Origin of the sequence: Streptomyces sp. NPDC046977 (assembly GCF_040644455.1) — a bacterium.
Classification (GTDB): domain Bacteria; phylum Actinomycetota; class Actinomycetes; order Streptomycetales; family Streptomycetaceae; genus Actinacidiphila.
On sequence record NZ_JBEYWO010000029.1, the window covers coordinates 1 to 19,052 of the forward strand.

A 19,052-nucleotide genomic window follows, 5' to 3' on the forward strand; every position below is an offset into this window, starting at 1 on the left:
GCGGGGGGGGGGGGGGGGGGGGCCCCCCCCCCCCCCGCGCCGGGTGCCGGCTCAGGGACCGGCTTCCCGGACCAGTGGTCCGGGCCGGGGGGTGAGGAGGCGGGTCAGGAGGGGCAGGGCCGCCGCCGCGTCGGGGGCCTGTGCGGCGGGCAGGTGGGCGACGGCGGCGGGGAGCGGGGCGCCGCCGCGTGGGATGGCGAGGACCGACATGCCGGCCGCGGCCGCCGAGCGGATGCCGTTGGGGGAGTCCTCGACAGCCAGGCAGTCGGACGCCGGGACGCCGATGTCGGCGGCGGCGAGCAGATAGGCGTCCGGGGCCGGCTTGCCCCGGGTCACCTCCTCGCCGCACACGACGGCACGCAGCCGCCCCGCCAGCCCCAGCTTGCCGAGGACCGCCAGGACGTAGCGGCGCGGGCTGGCGCTGGCCAGCCCGACGGGGCCGTGGCGTTCGGCCTCGAGGACCAGGTCGACCGCCCCGGGCAGGGCCCGGACCCGGCCGGCCGCGATCTCGCAGGCCATCGCGGTGGTGCAGGTCTCGACGACCTCGGCGGGGCCGGCTGCCCCGCCGCACAGGCCCGCGACGTACGCAGGCCACCCGCCGTTGCCGTGCAGGGCGACGTCGTCCGCCGGCCCCCAGCGGTGGCCGTGGCGGGCGGCGAACGCCGCGCAGACACGGGCCCACGCGTCGCCGCTGTCGATCAGCGTGTCGTCCAGGTCGAAGACCGTCGCGCGGTGCATCCGGTCACGCCGTCGTGGCGCCGGCGGGCCGCAGCCGGGTCGACAACTGCTCGATGGAGACGATGGTCAGGCCGTGCTCGTCGGCGAAGGTGCGGAGGCGGTCCGGCGCGGCGACCGAGCCGTCGTCCGCGCACACCTCGCTGATCATGCCGACCGGTGACAGCCCGGCCAGCCGCAGCAGGTCGACGGTGGCCTCGGTGTGGCCGCGCCGTTCGGCGATGCCCTTGGGCCGGGCGCGCAGCGGGAACACGTGCCCGGGCCGGATCAGCTGGTCGGGGTGGGTGGTGGGCGCGGCCAGCGTCCGCGCGGTGAGTGCCCGGTCCGCGGCGGAGATCCCCGACCCGACACCGGCGGCGTCCACGGACACCGTGAACGCCGGGGTCTGGGCGCCGCTGCCTGGCCCGGGCGGGACCATCAGCGGCAGTTTCAGGGCGTCGGCGATCTCCGGCGCCATGGGCGCGCAGATCAGGCCGCCGGTGAACCGGACGAAGAACCCCATGGTCTCCGGGGTCGCGAACTGCGCGGCCATGACGAGATCGCCCTCGTTCTCACGGTCCGCGTCGTCGACCACGATGACGGGCCGGCCCGCCTGCAGGTCCTTGATAGCGGCCGGCAATGAGTCCAGGCGTGCGACTGACTGCGGCGTCGATGCTGACGTCACAGGAACCAACCTTCCTCGTATCCCCCCTAGCTACCGGCTGTATCGGTGGCCGAATGGGAAAGCTTGAGACCTCTGTACGCCGAACGTGTTTTCACCCCTCTAGGGGTCGTCCGCTGTCCCGGCAGGCACTGCTGGACGCGCTCGTACTGGGCAGCCATGAGCGGATGGCCGAGGCCACGCCGGGGTCGCAGGCCGGCGCCGGGGAGCCGTGCCGCGCGAGGCGGGAGGCGGCGATCCGCGCGTATGCGGGCTTCAGCCCGGACGATGCCGCTCCGCTCGACCTCGATGTGCTCGACCGGGCGTGATCCGCAGACCTCCGCTGCCCTGCCGGAGGCCGCCAGGCGCTGGTCCGGGCGCATCGACGAGCTGATGCTTGAGGGGCAGTGTCAGGGTGAGGTGCGCGAGGGGTCCCTTGAGCGGATCGGCCTCCCCGTGTTCGCGACGCTGCGCGGTTCCGCCGGCCTGGTCGCCGCCGGCCTGCTCGCCGCGGACATCGCGGAGTGCGGTCGGACGCGGTGATCGCGTGCATCCTGTGCGGCTGTGCGGCCGACGGGAGGACCTGACCGGGCGCGTGGATCCCGCTGTTCGGCATGCATGCCGGCGCGGCCCGGTGGTTCTCTGCTGGAACCACCCCTCCACCCCAGGGCACTCCCACGGATGCAGGAGTCAGTTCCTTGCGCTCGAGGTCATGGCCTCGATGCCGGCGGTGAGGAAGGCCATGGCCGCGCTGATGGCCTGGTCACGGTCGCTTCCCTCGGGGCGCTGGAAGATCTCGGCGACCACAGCCGCGGCCGCTGCGGCGGCGAGGCGGGGGGCGATCCCGTCCGGGGCCTGACCGGTGTCCTCGGCGATGATGCGGGCGCCCTCCTCGATGGCCGCCGCCATCCGCGCGGTGCGCACCGCCCGCAGTTCCGGGTTGGCCTGGAACATCCGCTGTTCGAGTTCGTCGGCCTCGTCGTGGCAGACCGCCTCCTTGCGCAACCAGCCCTCCAGGGCGTGCATGACGCTCTGCCCGGTGGCGCGGGCGCGCAGCACCTCCGTCAGGTGGAGCACCGTGGCGTCGAAGGACGCGAAGGCGATGTCCTGTTTGGAGCGGAAGTACAGCGTCACCGTGCGTGGGGACACCTCGGCCGCGGCGGCGATCTCCGCGATCGTCGTGGCGTCGTAGCCCTGCGCGGCGAAGAGCTCGAAGGCCGCGCGTGTGACCGCGGCCCGCCGCTTCGCCTTACCGCGTTCGCGCAGGCCGTCCGCCGTGGCAACCCTGTCCATGCCGTCCAGCATAGCGGCGGGCCTGCATTTTTACATCGTGCGGTAAAAATACACTACGCTGTAAAAATCTGCTGGACCGACAGCCGGCGACCCTTGAGACGAAAGAGATCTGCCGTGGCGAAACGCTTGTACGCATTGGGACGTTGGGCGGCACGCCGCCGGTCCCGGGTGCTCATGATGTGGGTCCTGCTCCTCGCGGTGGCCGCCGGACTGGGGACCGCCCTCGGTGGAAAGGCGACGACGGAGTTCTCGGTGCCGGGCGTCGAGTCCCAGCAGGCCCAGGACCTGCTGAAGGAGAAGTTCCCGCAAGCCGCGGGCGGCACGGCCCGGGTCGTGTTCGCCGCACCCGGGGGCGCGAATCTCTCCGGCGAGAAGGAGCGGGGTGCCATCGCCGCGACCCTCAAGGAGGTCGCCGCGGTTCCGGGGGTCATCAACGTCACCGACCCCGCGAAGACCGGCGCCCTGTCGAAGGACGGCACCATCGGATACGCCGACGCGCTGTTCGGCGAGCCGGCCAACAATGTGCCCCAGTCCGCCAAGGACCGGCTCGACGACGCCTTGGACCCGGCGAAGAAGGCCGGTCTGGAGGTCGAGCTGGGCGGCACCGTGTCCACCCCGCCGGCCGAGGTCGGCGGCCCCGCCGAGGTCGTCGGCGTGGTCGTCGCCTTCGTGGTCCTCGCGCTCGCGCTCAGCTCACTCGTGGCGGCCGGGCTGCCCCTGGTGACGGCACTCGTCGGCGTCGGGGTCGGCGTGCTCACCGTCCAGTTCCTGTCGCGCTTCATCGAGATGACGAACACCGCGACCGTCCTCGCGCTGATGATCGGCCTGGCGGTCGGCATCGACTACGCCCTGTTCATCGTCTCCCGCCACCGCGAACAGCTCGCTGATCCCGAGCAGGACGTGCCCGACTCGATCGCCCGCGCCACCGCGACGGCGGGCAGCGCCGTGACCTTCGCCGGCGTGACGGTCGTCATCGCGCTCGCCGCGCTTGCCACCACCGGCATCCCCTTCCTCACCGTGATGGGTCTGGCCGCCGCCGGCACCGTACTCCTGGCGGTCCTGGTGGCCCTCACCCTCGTACCGGCCCTGCTGGGTTTCCTCGGCGAACGGCTGCGCCCCAAGAACGCGCGGCCGGGGGCGAACTCCCCGCAGACTCGGACGCCCGGCCGCGAGCACAAGCCCGGGTCCTGGGGTCTGGCCTGGGGCCGCCTCATGACGCGCTTCCCCATCCCGGTCCTGGTCGTGAGCGTCCTCGGGCTGCTCGCCCTCGCCCTGCCGGCCGCCGGACTGCGCCTCGGACTGCCGAGCAATGAGACCCAGCCCGCCGCGAGCACCCAGCACAAGAGCTACCAACTCCTCAGCAAGGGCTTCGGTCCCGGCTTCAACGCGACCCTCGCGGTCGTCGTCGACGGCACCCGCATACCCGCCGCGCAGCGTCGGACGGCCGTCAAGGAGGTCGCCGACACCGTCGGCAAGGATCCGGACATCGCGACCGTGGCCCCGGCCAGGGTCACCGAGGACGGCGCGATCACCGTGCTGGGCGTCGTACCGAAGACCGGTCCCGACGACCAGAGGACCACCGACCTGGTGCACCGACTGCGCGACCATGCGGTGAGCCCGGTGACCGACGCGGGCGGCACGGCCTACGTCGCCGGTGCGACCGCTGCCGGAATCGACGTGTCGGCGAAGCTGTCCTCGGCGCTGCCGCTGTTCGTCACCATCATCGTGGTGCTCGCGCTGCTCCTGCTGATGCTGGCCTTCCGCTCGGTCCTGGTGCCCCTCAAGGCCGTTCTCGGCTTCCTGCTGTCCATCGCGGCCGGTATCGGCACGGTCGTGTGGGTGTTCCAGGACGGCCACCTCACCGGCCTGTTCCAGGTCGCGGCGGCGGCCCCGATCGCGTGCTTCGTGCCGGTCCTGCTGATCGGCGTCCTGTTCGGCCTGGCGATGGACTACGAGGTGTTCCTGGTCAGCCGGATGCGGGAGCACTTCCACCACCACCGGGACGCGCGGGCAGCCGTCGAGCACGGCGTGGAGCGCAGCGGCCGGGTCGTCACGGCGGCCGCCCTCATCATGGCGGCCGTGTTCGGCGGCTTCATCTTCAACCATGACCCGACCGTCAAGACGATCGGCTTCGCGCTGACCGTCGGCGTCCTCATCGACGCCTTCGTGGTCCGCCTCACCATCGTCCCCGCGGTACTGACCCTGCTCGGCCGCCACGCCTGGGCCCTGCCCACGTGGCTGGACCGCGCCGTGCCGAACGTGGACATCGAGGGCGACTCCCTGCCCCCGCGCCACGCGGACCATCGAACGGCTCCCGTCGCCGCCGAACCCGTTGGGGCCGGCAAGGACTGATCAGCCACTGCGCGCGACCGGCCGGCTTGCCGGAGTCGGGCCGAGAGCTCCTCACCCGGCCACGGGGATGAGGAGCCGACCCGGCCGTCGACGCCGCATTGACGGGACCTGGCGCGCAAGGCCGGCAACCCCGTTCGCACCGTTGACGGACACCGCCCGCGCGGTGTCCGTCAACGGTGCCCGCCCCCGAGGGGGCTTTGGGTTACAGCTCCTTGATGCGGATGTCGCGGTAGGAGATCACGTCCGTCGTGCTGTGGACCTGGAGGCCGATGTAGCCGGTGGCGTACCGCCGGCCGTCGGTGCCCGGGTCACCCGCGCGCGGCGGGCTGAAGACCTGGCCGCCGACGTTGTCGAACTCGTTGATCACGACGCCGTTGCGCAGGACCGTGAAGTGCTGGCCCTCCGCGCGGATCTCGTAGTCGTTCCAGGTGCCCTTCTCGGTCACGCCGGCACCGCCCAGGCCCACGCGGTCGAAGCCGTAGACCGAGCCGGTCTTGTACATGTCGCCGTCCGGGCGGTCGAGGATCTGGATCTCGTGCCCGTAGTTGATGGCGACCCACTCGGGGCGGGACTCCTCCGGGTGGCCGTGGACGTTCGGGAAGCGCACGAAGACACCGCCGTTGGCGTTGCCCGTGCCCGGGGCGTCGTCGCGGAACTGGAGCTTCAGCGAGAAGTCGCCGTACGTGCGCTGCGGGAACCACAGCATGCCCATGCCCGGCACCGTCGTGCTGCTGGTGATGGCGCGGTCGCCGGACAGGGTGAACCGCCCGCCGCCGACCTGCTCCCACTTCACCAGGGAGGCCTCCGTGCCGTCGAACAGATCGCGGTAGCCCTGTGTCTGGCCGGGCTTGCCGATCTTCGACTGCTTGGCCGCCTTGGTGATCTTGTTGAACTCCCGCTGGTCGACGACGTTGTCGGCCAGCAGCTTGTCCAGCACACCGTCGACGTGCTTGAGGAACAGCGCCTGCGAGGACCAGTCCTTCTCGTCCTCGATCAGCTCGTTGATCGTGCAGCGGCTGCGGGTGAGCCGGTTCGGCACCCCGGAGTCCACCGTGCCCACGATCACGGTCAGCCGCTCGTCGTACTCGGGGCAGTTGGGCGCCGGAACGCCGCCGCCCTGCGCGATGGTGAAGGCCTCCTGCCGGGCCGCGGAGGTGTTGCCCGCCTTGTCCGTCGCCCGGTAGGAGAACGTGTGGTAACCGATCCGGTCGACGATGACGGGAGCGGTGTACGCGAGGTACGGGCCGCCGTCCAGCGAGTACTCGGTCCGGTCGACGCCGGATCCCGCGTCGGTCGCGGTGACGGTGACCTTGGCGCTCGTGACGTACGCGCCGTTGGAGTTCTGGGTGCCGGCCACCGCCGCCGAGGTCTCCGGCGCGGTCGTGTCCTGCGTGGGCGGTGCCACGACGGTGAAGGAGACCGACTTCTCGGCCGCCGCGTTCCCCGCCTTGTCGGTCGCCCGGTAGCGGACGGTCTGCGACCCGAGCTGATGCACCATCACCGGGCCGGTGTACGCCTGCCAGGCACCGCCGGCCCCGAGCGCGTACTCGATGGTGTTGACGCCCGACCCGGTGTCCGAGGCCGTGACGGTGACCGTCGCCATCGTGAGGTAATTGCCCTGCGCGTCCTTCTCCCCGCTCACGGTCGCCGAGGTCTCCGGAGCGGTCGTGTCGTCGGTGGGCGGCGCGACGACGGTGAAGTCGACGGACTTCTCGGCCGCCGCGTTGCCCGCCTGGTCGGTGGCGCGGTAGCGGACGGTGTGCGAGCCGACCTGGTCCACCACGACCGGCGTGGTGTAGGGCTGCCACGGGCCGTCGTCGCCTATCGCGTACTCCACCGTCCGCACGCCCGACGCGTCGTCGGTCGCGGTCACGGTGACCGTGGCCGAACCGACGTAGGCGCCGTCGGCGTTCTTCTGGCCCGCGACCTCGGCCGCCGTCGTGGGCGCGGTGGTGTCCTCGTCGCCCGGCTCGGTCACCGTGAGGATGCCCTGCATCTGCCCGTGGCCGGGGATGCTGCAGAAGAAGCGGTAGCGGCCGGGGGTGAGGGTCACGTCGACGGTGTGCCGGCCGTCGCTGTCGTCGTTGGGGTTGGCCAGGATGTTGACCGGGACGTCGTGGTTGTACTCGGGGTCCGACACGTCGAAGGTGAGCGTGTGCGGCATGCCGATGTCATTGCCGGTGGCCGCGCTGTTCTCGAAGACGAGCGTCGTGGGGCCTGCCACCGCGGTGGTCGGGAAGCTCGCGTACCGGTCGGTGCGCGAGCTCGCCGTCCAGGTGAGCACCTGGGCCGCGGCCGCTGTCCCGCCGGCCGCCGCACGGTCGTCGCTGCGCCCGTACGCGGTCGTCGAGGTCAGCCCCATGATCATCAGCAGTGTGCCCAGCAGGGCCGTCCACAGGCGTAGAGGTCGCCGTCTCACTGTTCGGCCGCCTTCCTGGCCAGATCCGCGGCGGCGGGGGTCGCGTCGCCGCCCTTGTACGTCACACGCCACAGCGCGGACTGGGAGTCGGAGGTGAAGAAGCCGCGTCCGTAGTCGAGGACGTACAGCGAACCGTCCGGCGCGAACTTCCAGTCCATCAGGTTGCGGATGCCGCCCTGCCCGACCGGGACGATCTTCTTCAGCGACTCGGCCGTGACCGGAAGTCCGCCCTTGCCGACGGTCTTGGGGTCGGTCAGCACCGCGTGCCGCGGGTTGTCCGCGTCGTAGAAGTCACCGACGAACCACTTGCCGTCCCAGTACTGCGGCCACGCGTCGGCGCCGGCGGTCTTGGCGTCGTAGCGGTAGACCGGGCCGTCCATGGTCGCCTGACCGCCGCCCTTGAGCCACGGCAGCAGGTAGGTGGCCTCCTCGTTCTTGTAACTGGGCACCCCGCTGGCATTCCGCGGGAAGTCGGGCGCGCCGCCCTGCGGGGAGTACCAGATGGTGTTGCCCGTGACCGGCGGGAGGTTCACCAGGCCGTCGTTGTTCGGCGACTCGTTCTTCGGGGCGTCGCAGGCGTACCAGCCCAGCGGCCTGGACGGATCCGGCAGATTGCGGTCGCGGTAGGGCTGCTTGTTGCCCATGCAGAAGGGCCAGCCGTGGTTGCCCGCCTTGGTGATCGCCGCGAACGTGTCGTACTTCGCCGGTCCCCAGGTGGTGCTGGGCGCGCCCGCGTCCGGGCCGACCCATCCCGCGTAGAGGATGTCGGTCTTCTTGTCGACCGAGATGCGGGCGGGATTGCGCACACCCATGACGTAGATCTCGCCACGGGTCTTGCCGCCGCCTTCGTCCTGCTCCTTGCCGGTGAAGAGGTTGCCCTCGGGCAGCGTGTACGTGCCGTCCGGCTCCGGGTGGATGCGCAGGATCTTGCCGTTGAGGTTGTTGGTGTTGCCCGCCGTACGCCGGGCGTCGGCGAAGGACAGGCCCTTGAAGTTGGGCTGCGGGTTGTTGCCCGAGTAACCGTCACTGAATCCGGACGAGTTGTTGTCGCCGGTCGCGATGTACAGGTTGCCCTTGGAGTCCCAGGCCATCCCGCCGCCCGCGTGGCAGCAACTGTGCACCTGGACGGGCCACTTGAGCAGGACCTTCTCCGACGCGAGGTCCAGCTTGTTGCTCGCGAGGTCCAGCGTGAAGCGGGAGACCCGGCGTTCGGCGACATGACGGTCGCGGTCGAGGCCGGAGTGCGGGGTGTAGTGCAGGTACACCCAGCCGTTGCTCTGGAAGGCGGGGTCGAGCTCGATGCCGAGCAGCCCCTCCTCGACCTTGATCAGTTCGTCGCCGCCGCCCTTGTTGCCGAAGACGGTCAGCGCTCCGGCGAGCGTCACCTTCTTCGTCGCCGGGTCGTACACGTGGATCTGGCCGAGACCCTTCCCCATGTCGGGGCTGTTCCAGTCGGTCACGACCGGCGCGCCGTTCGCACCGCCGCCCCGGCCGATGTACAGCACCCGCCCGTCGGGCGCCACGACCATGCCGTGCGGCTCGCCGATCTGGTCCTGCTGACCGGACTGGTTGGGCTGGGTGACCCGCACCGCCGCGTAGTTGGCGTCGATGGTGGCCTTGCAGTCGGCGCGCGAGAGCCGTGTCGTCCACAGCAGGGCGCCCCGCAGGTGGTCGCGGAAGTCGGTCTCGGCGAAGGACTCCGCCGTGCCGCCCATGCCGGTGTAGAAGGACCGGCCGCCGTCGTAGTCACGGCACCAGGAGACGGGGTGGTCGGCGCCGTTGGCGCCGGTCCCCGGCCGGTAGCTCGCTTCCCTGACCTTGGCGACGGTGTGCACCTTGCCGGTCGGGTTGCCCGCCCAGTTGATCCACTTGTCGGGCCGCTTCCACTCCACCGGCAGGTCCCTGGTGGCGGGATGGACCCGGTCGGGGACCTCGACCGTGGCGCGCTGGACCCCGTCCGGACTCGTGGCGGCCGGCCGGGCGCCGATCAGCCCGGTGAACCAGTCCGAGTACGGCTCGGTCCTGGCCGCGTCGTGGATGCCGAGGAAGCCGCCGCCGGCCTCCATGTAGGACTCCAGGCCGGCCTCCTGCTCGGGGTCGAGGACGTCGCCGCCCCCGGTCAGGAAGACCACCGCGTTGAAGGTCCCCAACCGCTTCGGGCTGGTGAAGACCGAGGCGTCGTCGGTCGCCACGATCTTGAACCGCTGTGCGGCGGGGCCCGACAGGCCGATCGCCTCGATGGCCTCGATGCCCGCGTCGACGGTCGGCGACTCCTCGGTGGCCGACGCGTGGAACACCAGGACCTTGACGTTCTTGCCGCCCGGTGGGGACGGCAGGGATAACGATGCCGGTGCCGGCTCTGGATACGGCCTGGCCGTGGCGGCGTTGCCGCCGATCAGGGACGCCGCCATGGTGCCGACCACCAGGACCGTGGCCGCGGCGCGCCGCGATCTCGACCGGTGATGTGGTGTGCTCCGCATGGTTCGCACTCCTCTGTGGTCACTTCTGTGGCACAGCAACAGCGCATGAAGCTAGACGGCTTTCGACGGTTCGCCAACAGCAATAGGCGGAATCTCACCATCTTTGTCCTGGGTGTGGATAAACGAGGGTCACTGCTCTACGGTGTGGCCGTCCCTGGGGGTCCTCGCGCCCCGTCCGTCCCCTCACGGCACTGGAGTGTCCGGAATGGCCATGGACAGAAGGAGTTTCAGCCGGCGACTGCTGGCGGGCGGCGTGGTCGCCGCCGCCGGGACGGCCTCGTTGTCGGTGGTGTCGGCACCACCCGCCTCCTCGGCGGAGTCACCGCCGCCCACCGCACCGGCCGGCGGCCAGGTCCGCCATCTCAGGCTCTACGCCGAGACCCTGCCGAACGGTCAGATGGGATACGGCCTGGAGAAGGGCAAGGCCACCGTGCCGGGCCCGCTGATCGAACTCGTCGAGGGCGACACGCTGCACATCGAGTTCGAGAACACCACGGACGTGGACGCCAGCCTCCACGTCCACGGTGTGGACTACGACGTCGCCAGCGACGGCACCCGGATGAACCGCGGCCACGTGGAGCCCGGCGGCACGCGGACGTACACCTGGCGCACCCACGCACCCGGCCGCCGCAAGGACGGCACATGGCAGGCGGGCAGCGCGGGTTACTGGCACTACCACGACCATGTCGTCGGCACCGATCACGGAACGGGCGGGATCCGCAAGGGCCTCTACGGCCCGGTCGTGGTGCGCAGGAAGGGCGACATCCTGCCGGACAAGCAGTTCACGATCGTCTTCAACGACATGACGATCAACAACAGGGCCGCGCACGAGACCCCGAACTTCGAGGCGACGGTGGGCGACCGGGTCGAGATCGTCATGATCACGCACGGCGAGTACTACCACACGTTCCACATGCACGGTCATCGCTGGGCCGACAACCGGACGGGCCTCCTGACCGGCCCGGACGACCCCAGCCGGGTCGTCGACAACAAGATCACCGGACCCGCCGACTCCTTCGGCTTCCAGATCATCGCGGGCGAACACGTGGGCGCCGGCGCGTGGATGTACCACTGCCACGTCCAGAGCCACTCGGACATGGGGATGGCCGGCCTGTTCCTCGTCGCGAAACCCGACGGGACCATCCCGGGCTACGAGCCGCACCACGCCGACCACGCCGCGGGCGCCGCGCAGGACGCGGACGCCTCCGCGGGGCAGCACGCGCACCACTGACCGGGGCAGGGGGCAGCCATCCGGAAGCCGCACTGCGCGGCCTCCGGGTGGCGCGCCCTCGCCGTCCAACCCGGACCGGTGGCTACAGGGTGATCCAGTAACGGCGCTTGAGGCCCGTGCCGGCGGTGCGGACGTCCTCCAGGACGCCACCGTTGCGCTCGATGGTGAGTGCCGACCCCACGTTGCCGTCGTCACAGGTGACGAGGACCCGGTCCAGGCCGATCGCACGGGCCTGCGGGAGCACCGCCCCCAGGGCCCATGTCGCCACGCCGCTCCGGCGCGCGGAGGGCCGGATGCTGTAGCCGATGTGCCCGCCGACGTCGAGCAGGAGGTCGTTCAGGTAGTGGCGCAGATCAACCGCGCCCAGGTAGGTCTCGCCCTCCGTGATCCACCAATGGGTGGCATGCACGCGGCCTTCCCCGACGGGCGCGGACCTGTCCGCCTGCCGCTGCAGCCGTGCGACCCACTCCGAGAAGACCTCGGGGCTGCCGAGGTCGCCGTCGGGAGCCAGGCGCAGGCCCGATCCGTCCTGGTGGGCGCCGGGAGGCCACTCGTCACGCGCGGCGAGCCATGAGGAATGCAACCGGCTTGTGGGGGCGCTCAGTTCGGGCATGGCGGGACGCTAGCACCCGCGCGCTCCGCGGTGTTGTGACGGGTCCCGCGCATTGACCGCCGGGATGGGCGCTGGGACGATCCCGTCGACTCAAAGGCACTGGGGGTGGGGCATGGCAGCCGGGATGGTGGTCGATGTCGGCGAGCGGTACTGCCGCAACTGCGAGCAGTGGGTCCCGCCGGTGGTGCGCAATCGCGTCGGCACGTTCTTCGGCACGCTCGCCGTGTCACAGGTGGGCGCGGTGGTCGTCGCCGTCCTGGCGCTGTTCCACCCGATGTCGTTCCCGCCGCCCGTCCACCTGACGGCGGGCTTGATCTTCTACCTCGCGTGGCCGGCGGCCGTCAGGCCCGCGTGGCTCGGTCTGCTGGCCGCCGTCTCCGTTCTGGCCGTCTGCGTGCTCGTGTCGGCCTGGGCGGGTAGCCGCGCGAGGCGGGCGGCGACCTGTCCGACGTGCCGGCTCGGGCTCGGCCCCCGCTAGCCGGCTGCTCGCTCGTCGCCCGGGAATAAATGTCATCACTCGATGACTTCAGTTGATGACTTCGGCTGATGACAACGAGGAGTGACGTGAACAGTCCCGTGACCGGGGACCCGCGGACCGGGCGGCAGCGAGCGCTGGTGCCGGTGCTGGTCTCACTCGGCATGCTGGTCGCCGTGGTGAGCAGCCTCGGCGCCCCGCTGGTGCCGACGATCGCCGCAGAGGAGCACGTCTCCCTCAATGACGCCCAGTGGTCGCTGACCGTCACGCTGCTCGTCGGAGCCGTCGTCACACCGTTCATGGGCCGCCTCGGCGACGGCCCGCGCCGCCGCCCGGTGATCCTCGGCGCCCTGGTCGCGGTACTGACCGGCTGCTTCCTCGCCGCGCTGCCGCTGGGCTTCGGCTGCCTCGTGACCGGACGGGCGCTGCAGGGAATCGGTCTGGGCCTCGTCCCCCTGGCCATCGCGACCGCCCGGGACGCCCTGCCGCCGCAGCGGTCGCGGCCCGCGGTGGCCCTGCTGTCGATCACCACCGTCGCCGGGGTCGGCCTGGGCTACCCGCTCACCGGCGTGATCACGGAGTCCTTCGGGCTGTACGCCGGCTTCTGGTTCGGGGCGGCGGTGAGCGCCGCCGCGCTGGTGGCCGCCGTCGTGGTGCTGCCGCCGGCCCCGCGCCGTGCCGCACCCCGGCTGGACGTTCCCGGTGCGCTGCTGCTCGGCGCCGGGCTCGCCGGGCTGCTGCTCGCCCTGAGCGAGGCCGAGGTCTGGGGCTGGGACTCGCCGCGGCTGCTCGTCCTGGCCGGTGTCTGCGTACTGCTGCTGGCGGTCTGGGTCGTGCACGAACTGCGCACCGCGCGGCCGCTGGTCGACCTGCGGCTGACCAGGGACCGCACCGTGCTGACCGCCAATGCGACCGCCCTGGTGGCCGGACTCGGGATGTACCTGCTGCTGTCGCTGGTCACCCGGTTCGTGCAGACGCCACGCGAGGCGGGTTACGGATTTGGGGCCTCGGTGGCCCTCACCGGGCTGGTGCTGCTGCCCTTCTCCCTCGCCAGCATGGCCGCGGGCCGGGTGGTGCCGCTGGTGGCCCGGCGCTTCGGCACCGCCCTGGTGCTGCCGCTCGGGTGCGCGGTCTCCCTGGCCGCCGTGCTGGCCTTCGCCCTCGTGCGCGGACAGCTGTGGGAACTGTTCGCGATCATGGCGGTGGCCGGGTTCGGGATCGGCTGGATGTTCGCCGTCATGCCGGGCATGATCGTGGGATCCGTCCCCGCGCACGAGACAGGCAGCGCGATGAGCTTCAACCAGGTGCTGCGCTACGTCGGCTACTCGACCGGAAGCGTGCTGAGCGCCACCGTTCTGGAGGCGCACACCGTCGCGGGCCGCATCCTGCCCACCGGCGACGGCTACCGGACGGCCGCACTGCTGGCCTGCGGCGTGTGGGCGGCGATGATCCTGGTGACCGCCGTGCTGCCGCCGCGGCACCGGCGCGCGGCGGCCACCGATGCCGCACCCGCGGCGGCGGCCGCGCCCCTGAAGGAGGCGAGGCGGTGAACGACCGTACGCCGTCGCGCAGGCGGGACTCCGCGCGCAGCCGCGAACTGCTGCTCCAGGCAGCGGGCGAGCTCTTCAGCGAGCGGGGCTTCGACCGGACCACCATCCGCGACATCGGCGAGCGCGCGGGTGTCGACCCGGCAATGATCGCCCGGTACTTCAACAACAAGAGCGGCCTGTACACCGAGGTGCTGCGCGCCGAACTGGGCGACGTGGCCCCGCCGGACCTGCTGCGACCCGATCGGCTCCGCGCACTCCTCGAGCGGGCGGACCGGCGCGGCGCGGGCCCCGTCTTCCGGTCGGCCGTCCAGGCCGAAGGCGACCCCGTCGTCCAGGACGCCGCCCGCGCGCAGCTCTATCTGCGGCTGGTCGACCCCCTGCGGGAGCGGTTCGCCGCCGACGGGCTGGACCGGCCGCGACTGCGGGCCGAGACGGCGGTCGCCGCGTTCCTGGGGGTGCTGCTGGCCCGCGGCGCGGGAACGCTCGACGAGCTGGCAACAGCGGAGCTGGAGGACCTGCTGCCCCTGCTGCGCACCACGCTCGAGGGCCTCGACACCTGACGGTGGCGGGGCGTGCTCACTGCTCCAGCGGCAGGCTCGCCTTCGCGGGGGAGCGCGCCGCGACGGTGCGCAGCGGAACACCGCGGAAGGTCTGGATGAGGACGATCGCCGCACCGGCGGTCACGCACTGGTCGGCGAGGTTGAAGATGCCGGACGAGCCGACCTGGATGAAGTCCAGCACGGCGCCGCGGCCGAAACCGGGTGTGCGGAACAGGCGGTCGGCGAGGTTGCCTCCGGCGCCCGCGAAGATCAGCCCGAGACCGACCGCCCAGCCGGCGGACCGGACGGAGGGCGCGACCCGTGCGATGAGGACGAGCACGACGGCCGCGAGGAGCGCGAACACCAGGGTCGCGCGGGGCGCGAAGGAGCCGGCCGCCCCGGGGTTCCGGAACGCGGTGAAGGTCACCGCACCGCCCAGTGCGTGCCTGGGTTCGTGGCCCTCGACGGCGACCGCGGCAATCGCTTTCGTGACCTGGTCCACGGCGAATCCGGCCGCCGCAATCGTCCACAGCAGGTACGTCCGCCGCACCGCCCACCTCCTGATCGCCGCCGGCCGTCCACCGAGCGTACGCGCTGCCACCGACAAGGGGGCGGTCGCCCGGGAAGAGGGGACGCCGGGCCGACCTCACCAGGTCAGGGTCAGCGAACCCCCTACAGGCAGCGCCTGCCAGCGGTCGGCGTATTCCGCGAATCGGGCCACGATCCGTTCGACTTCCGCGGGGATCCCGCCCGCCGGCACATACGCGGGCAGCGACTGCGCGTGCCCGTTCCGGACCTCCCACACGGGCACGGCGATGCCCGCCAGGTGCTCCGACCGGGCCATGTCGGCCTGCGCCTCGGGGGACGACTTCAGCGGCTTCGACTTGCGGCGCCGGGCCGCCTTGGCGCGCTCCGCGGGATCGGCGGGCCAGAACAGGCCGTTGTCCCCCGCGGCCAGGCGCCCGTAGACCCCGAGCTTGATGCCCGCCTCCGCCTCCACCAGGAAGTGCACGAGGTCGTGCGGCAGATACCGGTGCCCACCGGGCCCGTTGCGCGGGGCGAGTTCGGCCCCGGTCTCGCGGTGCACCGCGATGTCGTAGCTCGTGCCGGGGCCCTTGGTGAAAACGACGCGCATACCGGGAACGGTAGGAGGTCCCCGCGGTGGGACGCACCTGGTTTTCCCGCCCGCGGGGCCCCAAGTGCCCGCGTTCGGCCTGCAAGGGGTGGTCAACTCGCAGACTTGGTGTGGTCGAGTTCGAAGAGAGAACGGTTCTCGTCGATGAATTCCTCGACTGTCGCCAGCGGCTGCCCGGTGATTCTCGGGGCCGCGTCGCTGACGCCTGCCAGACGCCCTTCTTGCTGGTCGAGGGTGACCGCCTCGAAGTGCTTGAGCTTGGCGGTGTCGTCCGCACGACCGATCACGTCGAGGAACGTGGACACGGTGACCTGCTCGAAGGGGAGGTTCTTGCCCAGCACCCGGCCCACCTCGGCTGCGAGTTCCTGGTGGCTGTACTCCACCAGGCCCGTGAGTGTGCATATCCGGCCACCGTGCTTCCCGGGCGAGGCAAGGACGTTGGCGGCGGTCAGCGCGATGTCACGGCCGGCGATCGGAGCGAAGCGGCTGTCCCCGTTCGCTCGGGCCTTGAAGGGCCCGCATTTCCGGCAGCGTCAGGCGCCTCGTCGACCGGCGCTGGATGTCGCACGGCTCGGGCGGCCGTTGCCTCACGCGACGGGGGATGAATCCTACGAAGCGTGAAGACGGCCGCTCCGAGTCCGAGGGCGGCCCGTGATGGGCGGGTCGGCCGATCAGCTGCGAGCATTCACTTCCCTGGGATCAGGACGCGGGCAGCAGAACCGTGGGATCCCCCTCGAACCACACGAGGTCGATGGCCAGGTGGCTGATCCGCCACTGGTCGCCGTCCCGATCGAGTTTCGCCGTGCAGTTGTTCATCAGCAGGGCATGCCTGGTGCGCTCGGGCAGCGGCCCGTCGCCGGAAAGATAGTGCTGGGCCTGTATGTAGCAGTGGGCTGTCGCGCTGTCACCGTCCAAGAAGATCCGCAGATTGTGAACTGCATGGGTGGTGTCCAGCGGTCCCACCGCCGCTGCCAGAGCGGTCACCACAACCTCGCGGGGGCTGAGGGCCGGGATCTCGAAGCCGATCTTCGACGTCGCCGCAGAGAGGTCGACCTTCGCGTCCTCCGTGAGCGCCGAAGTGAGCAGATCGGTGTCGCCTTGGTCGAGGCCGGCGGTGTAGCGGTACAAGGCATCGGCAATTGCCTGCCGATCCAGCAGAATCCTGAGATTGTCGGTCATGTCGCGTCCTTCGTGTTGTCAGCGGCGCCATGAGGAGTGGAGAAGCGCACCGGGTACAAGCACCTCCGAAGGAACTTTGTTCGGAGTCCTTGACCGCACAAAGAGTCGGCGCAGGCTGTGCGGCGCCCGCGCTCGAACGCACCGCCCCTTCACCCTCGTCAGGGCACTACGGGCTGTCTGCCCCAGCTCCGCAGAGCGGCCTCACGGCGCGGTGGAGCCCAGGTAGCCCGCGCGCCCGCGCAGACGTCAACCACCCCCGGGGGCCGTATAGTTGACATGGCCACGGGGGTCCGTCGGCGCCTTCTCGGAGCTGTCCCCGGGATGCCGCTCATCCATCGGCCGGGCTGTCTCGGTGATCCGCCGCAGTCTGTCCAGCAACCCCATGTGACCCTGGCAGGCGGCCCGGATGTGCTCGGCGGCCCGCGGAACGACCGTGTCCCGCACCTGCCGACCCCGCTCGGTCAGTGCGAGCCGGGTGACGCGCTTGTCCCAGGGGTCCGGCACCCGCAGGAGCAGCTCGCGCTCGACCAGGCGGTCGACCAGGCGGGTCAGGCCGCTCGGGGACAGCTCGACCTCCTCGGCCAACCGCGACGCGGCCCCTCGGGGAACCGGCCGCGGCACGGTGGAGAGAGCCGACAGGACGTGCAGTTCGGTGAGGTTGAGCTGGTACTCGCTGCGCAGCCACTCGTCGAACTGCCGGATCCGGGCATACATGATGTGCAGGGCCACGACGAACTCGGTGGTCTCGCCCGGCAGCCCGGCACCGGATTCGCTGCTGCGGCCGCCTGGGCCGCCAGGCGGCCCAGGCGGGTGCTTGGCCGCCGCCCGGCGCCCCTGGATGATCCGACGAGCCCGCTCGACCGCGAATTCACTCATCGCTTCTCTCCTCCCGTGGTGCTCGTCCAGGAGCACGGAGACCTGCCGACGCGCTTCACGGCGTCGCGGCGTTCTCGTCGGCAGTGATCTGCTGGTTCCAGGCACTCTGGGACGCCTGCCAGGCTTCCTCGTCCATGTCCGGACGCCAGTAGCCGGATATCGACAGACGCGCCATCGAGACCTCTCGCTCGTACCGGAGGAATCGGCGCGGTTCCTTCACGAACGCCGCCTCGCCGTGAACGAAGGCGTGCACGTCGCCGGTCGGGAGGTCGAGGTCGCGCACAGCGGCGACGAGTGCCGCGCCCACGCGTCCGGTCCCGCGACGCACCCTGCCAGTCAGCATCAGGGCCCGGCGCGTAATCGCCCCCGAGAGCGGGGAATTGCAGCCGGTCTCCTGGTCGCGCACGCGGTGCCCACTGGGCGGCGACACCGGATTCCCCGTGTATCACAAAGTCCAGCCACAACTCCGGAAGCTCGGGGAGCCGGCGGCGGATCGTGTCAGTCCTGCTCACCGGCCGTGGTTCGGGTATCGCCGCCACCCCCGACGGCAGCGAGGTGCCGAACGGTTCGGGACCTGCCACGTCTTCGCGGGGGAACCGCAACTTCACGTACTCGTCCGTGAATCTCCCCGCAGCCAGGCCGGACAGGCCGTCACCGCCGAGGACGACGCGCACCATGTGCGGCGAGATGCGTTCCGTGCGTACCACCACCCCCGCGGTGATCCTCCTGCCATGAACACCCGTCTGTTCTCCCGCAAGCCGTGCGCCCCTCGCCCATGGGGCAGGTCCTGTGACAGCGCTGAGATGACTACCGTGGGCAGGATGTCTTGATCGGTGGGACATGCCTGCTGAGCCGCGGCCCGCCCCCTCCGGGATCCGGGGATCCCGGGCCGCGGGCCGGCGACCCGGGGTCGAGCGGGTGGCCGGCCGGAGCGGCACGGGGCGGGACCAGGTGCCGGGTGTTCCTGGGAGCCGCAGTGCAGAGCACCGGCGGTGCGGATGCCCGCTGGGGCGGACGGCGGACCCTCCGGTGCCCGGCAACTCCTCGGTCGTCAGTGCTGACGGCGGGCGGCGGCGCGTTCAGCCATCTTGGCCTGAGTCAGTGTCTCATCGGCACGGCCCCACCCGCCGTCGGTGACCTCCTCGACCAGAACCATGGTGTGCGGACGCGCACCATCACCGAAGTACTCGCAGACGAGCGCGGTGGTTCGATGGATGATCTCCTCCTTCTGCTCGGCGGTGAGTGTGCCCTGGGGGATCTTGTAGTTGGCGAACGGCATGTCGTCTCCTGGAGGTTGATGGGGGATGGTGATGTGGGAAGGGACGGGGCCTTGGCGGTGCGGCCGCGGATTCCGGCGACCTCGGCCCACTGTCGTCCCCGTGGACGCCGGTCCGTCGCGGTCGGACCACTGCGACGACCTCGCCGCGTTCCGGCAGGTCGAACAGCGGGTGGGCCGGGACGGGCCGGTGAGGGGGTCAGGGCGGTGGCACTCGTGATCGCCCTGCCGCCGCGTCGGCGGAACGCCTGTCGTCCGG

General features: G+C 71.3%; 19 protein-coding genes and 1 pseudogene. 7 read left to right on the forward strand and 13 right to left on the reverse strand.

The window, feature by feature from the left end; translation table 11 throughout:
• Positions 1-51: 51 nt before the first annotated feature.
• Both ABZ883_RS33345 and ribB read right to left on the reverse strand, forming a co-directional pair.
• Complete coding sequence (locus ABZ883_RS33345; RefSeq protein ID WP_360912904.1) at positions 52-738, reverse strand: HAD family phosphatase; 687 nt, start codon at positions 736-738, stop codon at positions 52-54.
• 4 nt (positions 739-742) lie between these two features.
• The gene (ribB, locus tag ABZ883_RS33350) at positions 743-1,399 is read right to left on the reverse strand and encodes a 3,4-dihydroxy-2-butanone-4-phosphate synthase (RefSeq protein ID WP_360912906.1); all 657 of its coding nucleotides are present in this window, start codon (positions 1,397-1,399) and stop codon (positions 743-745) included.
• Between the two features lie 164 nt (positions 1,400-1,563).
• On the opposite strand from ribB, the gene ABZ883_RS33355 reads away from it, so the two are divergent.
• Together ABZ883_RS33355 and ABZ883_RS33360 are read left to right on the forward strand one after the other, a co-directional pair.
• A complete protein-coding gene (locus ABZ883_RS33355) occupies positions 1,564-1,704 on the forward strand; it encodes a hypothetical protein (RefSeq protein WP_360912908.1) in 141 nt (46 codons plus the stop codon).
• Positions 1,685-1,918, forward strand: coding sequence for a hypothetical protein (locus tag ABZ883_RS33360; protein WP_360912910.1), 234 nt, complete (start codon positions 1,685-1,687; stop codon positions 1,916-1,918). The genes ABZ883_RS33355 and ABZ883_RS33360 overlap by 20 nt, the downstream gene beginning before the upstream one ends.
• Before the next feature lie 147 nt (positions 1,919-2,065).
• Here ABZ883_RS33360 and ABZ883_RS33365 read toward each other — a convergent pair whose 3' ends face one another.
• Positions 2,066-2,668 carry a TetR family transcriptional regulator gene (locus ABZ883_RS33365; protein ID WP_360912912.1) on the reverse strand — a complete coding sequence of 201 codons (603 nt, stop codon included), beginning with the start codon at positions 2,666-2,668 and terminating at the stop codon, positions 2,066-2,068.
• A gap of 114 nt (positions 2,669-2,782) precedes the next feature.
• Here ABZ883_RS33365 and ABZ883_RS33370 point away from each other — a divergent pair, with 114 nt between their 5' ends.
• Positions 2,783-5,020: an MMPL family transporter gene (locus ABZ883_RS33370; protein ID WP_360912914.1), complete on the forward strand. Its 2,238-nt coding sequence runs from the start codon at positions 2,783-2,785 to the stop codon at positions 5,018-5,020.
• Positions 5,021-5,222: 202 nt separating this feature from the next.
• Here the strand turns inward: ABZ883_RS33370 and ABZ883_RS33375 are convergent, their stop codons facing one another.
• Together ABZ883_RS33375 and ABZ883_RS33380 are read right to left on the reverse strand one after the other, a co-directional pair.
• Entirely contained in the window at positions 5,223-7,388 is a 2,166-nt protein-coding gene (locus ABZ883_RS33375; RefSeq protein ID WP_360913127.1) for a family 16 glycoside hydrolase, read from the reverse strand.
• Positions 7,389-7,435: 47 nt separating this feature from the next.
• Entirely contained in the window at positions 7,436-9,850 is a 2,415-nt protein-coding gene (locus ABZ883_RS33380) for a ThuA domain-containing protein (RefSeq protein ID WP_360913129.1), read from the reverse strand.
• Positions 9,851-10,130: 280 nt separating this feature from the next.
• On the opposite strand from ABZ883_RS33380, the gene ABZ883_RS33385 reads away from it, so the two are divergent.
• On the forward strand, positions 10,131-11,150 hold the full coding sequence (locus ABZ883_RS33385; RefSeq protein WP_360912916.1) for a multicopper oxidase domain-containing protein: 1,020 nt from the start codon (positions 10,131-10,133) through the stop codon (positions 11,148-11,150).
• An 82-nt stretch (positions 11,151-11,232) separates the two neighbouring features.
• Here the strand turns inward: ABZ883_RS33385 and ABZ883_RS33390 are convergent, their stop codons facing one another.
• Entirely contained in the window at positions 11,233-11,763 is a 531-nt protein-coding gene (locus ABZ883_RS33390; RefSeq protein ID WP_360912918.1) for a GNAT family N-acetyltransferase, read from the reverse strand.
• A 112-nt stretch (positions 11,764-11,875) separates the two neighbouring features.
• Here ABZ883_RS33390 and ABZ883_RS33395 point away from each other — a divergent pair, with 112 nt between their 5' ends.
• From ABZ883_RS33395 to ABZ883_RS33405, 3 genes are all read left to right on the forward strand, one after another.
• Positions 11,876-12,241, forward strand: a complete 366-nt coding sequence (locus tag ABZ883_RS33395; RefSeq protein ID WP_360912920.1) for a hypothetical protein — start codon at positions 11,876-11,878, stop codon at positions 12,239-12,241.
• Positions 12,242-12,327: 86 nt separating this feature from the next.
• The gene (locus ABZ883_RS33400; protein WP_360912922.1) at positions 12,328-13,788 is read left to right on the forward strand and encodes an MFS transporter; all 1,461 of its coding nucleotides are present in this window, start codon (positions 12,328-12,330) and stop codon (positions 13,786-13,788) included.
• Positions 13,785-14,348 carry a TetR family transcriptional regulator gene (locus ABZ883_RS33405; protein ID WP_360912924.1) on the forward strand — a complete coding sequence of 188 codons (564 nt, stop codon included), beginning with the start codon at positions 13,785-13,787 and terminating at the stop codon, positions 14,346-14,348. The genes ABZ883_RS33400 and ABZ883_RS33405 overlap by 4 nt, the downstream gene beginning before the upstream one ends.
• 16 nt (positions 14,349-14,364) lie before the next feature.
• On the opposite strand, the gene ABZ883_RS33410 is transcribed toward ABZ883_RS33405, so the two are convergent.
• From ABZ883_RS33410 to ABZ883_RS33440, 7 genes and pseudogenes are all read right to left on the reverse strand, one after another.
• Entirely contained in the window at positions 14,365-14,877 is a 513-nt protein-coding gene (locus ABZ883_RS33410) for a signal peptidase II (protein WP_360912926.1), read from the reverse strand.
• A 96-nt stretch (positions 14,878-14,973) separates the two neighbouring features.
• Complete coding sequence (locus ABZ883_RS33415) at positions 14,974-15,462, reverse strand: hypothetical protein (RefSeq protein ID WP_360912928.1); 489 nt, start codon at positions 15,460-15,462, stop codon at positions 14,974-14,976.
• A 92-nt stretch (positions 15,463-15,554) separates the two neighbouring features.
• Positions 15,555-15,845: a hypothetical protein gene (locus ABZ883_RS33420; protein WP_360912930.1), complete on the reverse strand. Its 291-nt coding sequence runs from the start codon at positions 15,843-15,845 to the stop codon at positions 15,555-15,557.
• A gap of 316 nt (positions 15,846-16,161) precedes the next feature.
• Positions 16,162-16,641, reverse strand: a complete 480-nt coding sequence (locus ABZ883_RS33425) for a nuclear transport factor 2 family protein (RefSeq protein ID WP_360912932.1) — start codon at positions 16,639-16,641, stop codon at positions 16,162-16,164.
• Positions 16,642-16,887: 246 nt separating this feature from the next.
• Entirely contained in the window at positions 16,888-17,517 is a 630-nt protein-coding gene (locus ABZ883_RS33430; protein WP_360912934.1) for a MarR family transcriptional regulator, read from the reverse strand.
• Between the two features lie 55 nt (positions 17,518-17,572).
• Positions 17,573-18,239, reverse strand: a pseudogene (locus ABZ883_RS33435) (siderophore-interacting protein).
• 329 nt (positions 18,240-18,568) lie between these two features.
• Positions 18,569-18,796 (reverse strand): 4-oxalocrotonate tautomerase family protein, encoded by a 228-nt coding sequence (locus ABZ883_RS33440; RefSeq protein ID WP_360912937.1) that lies wholly within the window; start codon positions 18,794-18,796, stop codon positions 18,569-18,571.
• Positions 18,797-19,052 lie beyond the last annotated feature (256 nt).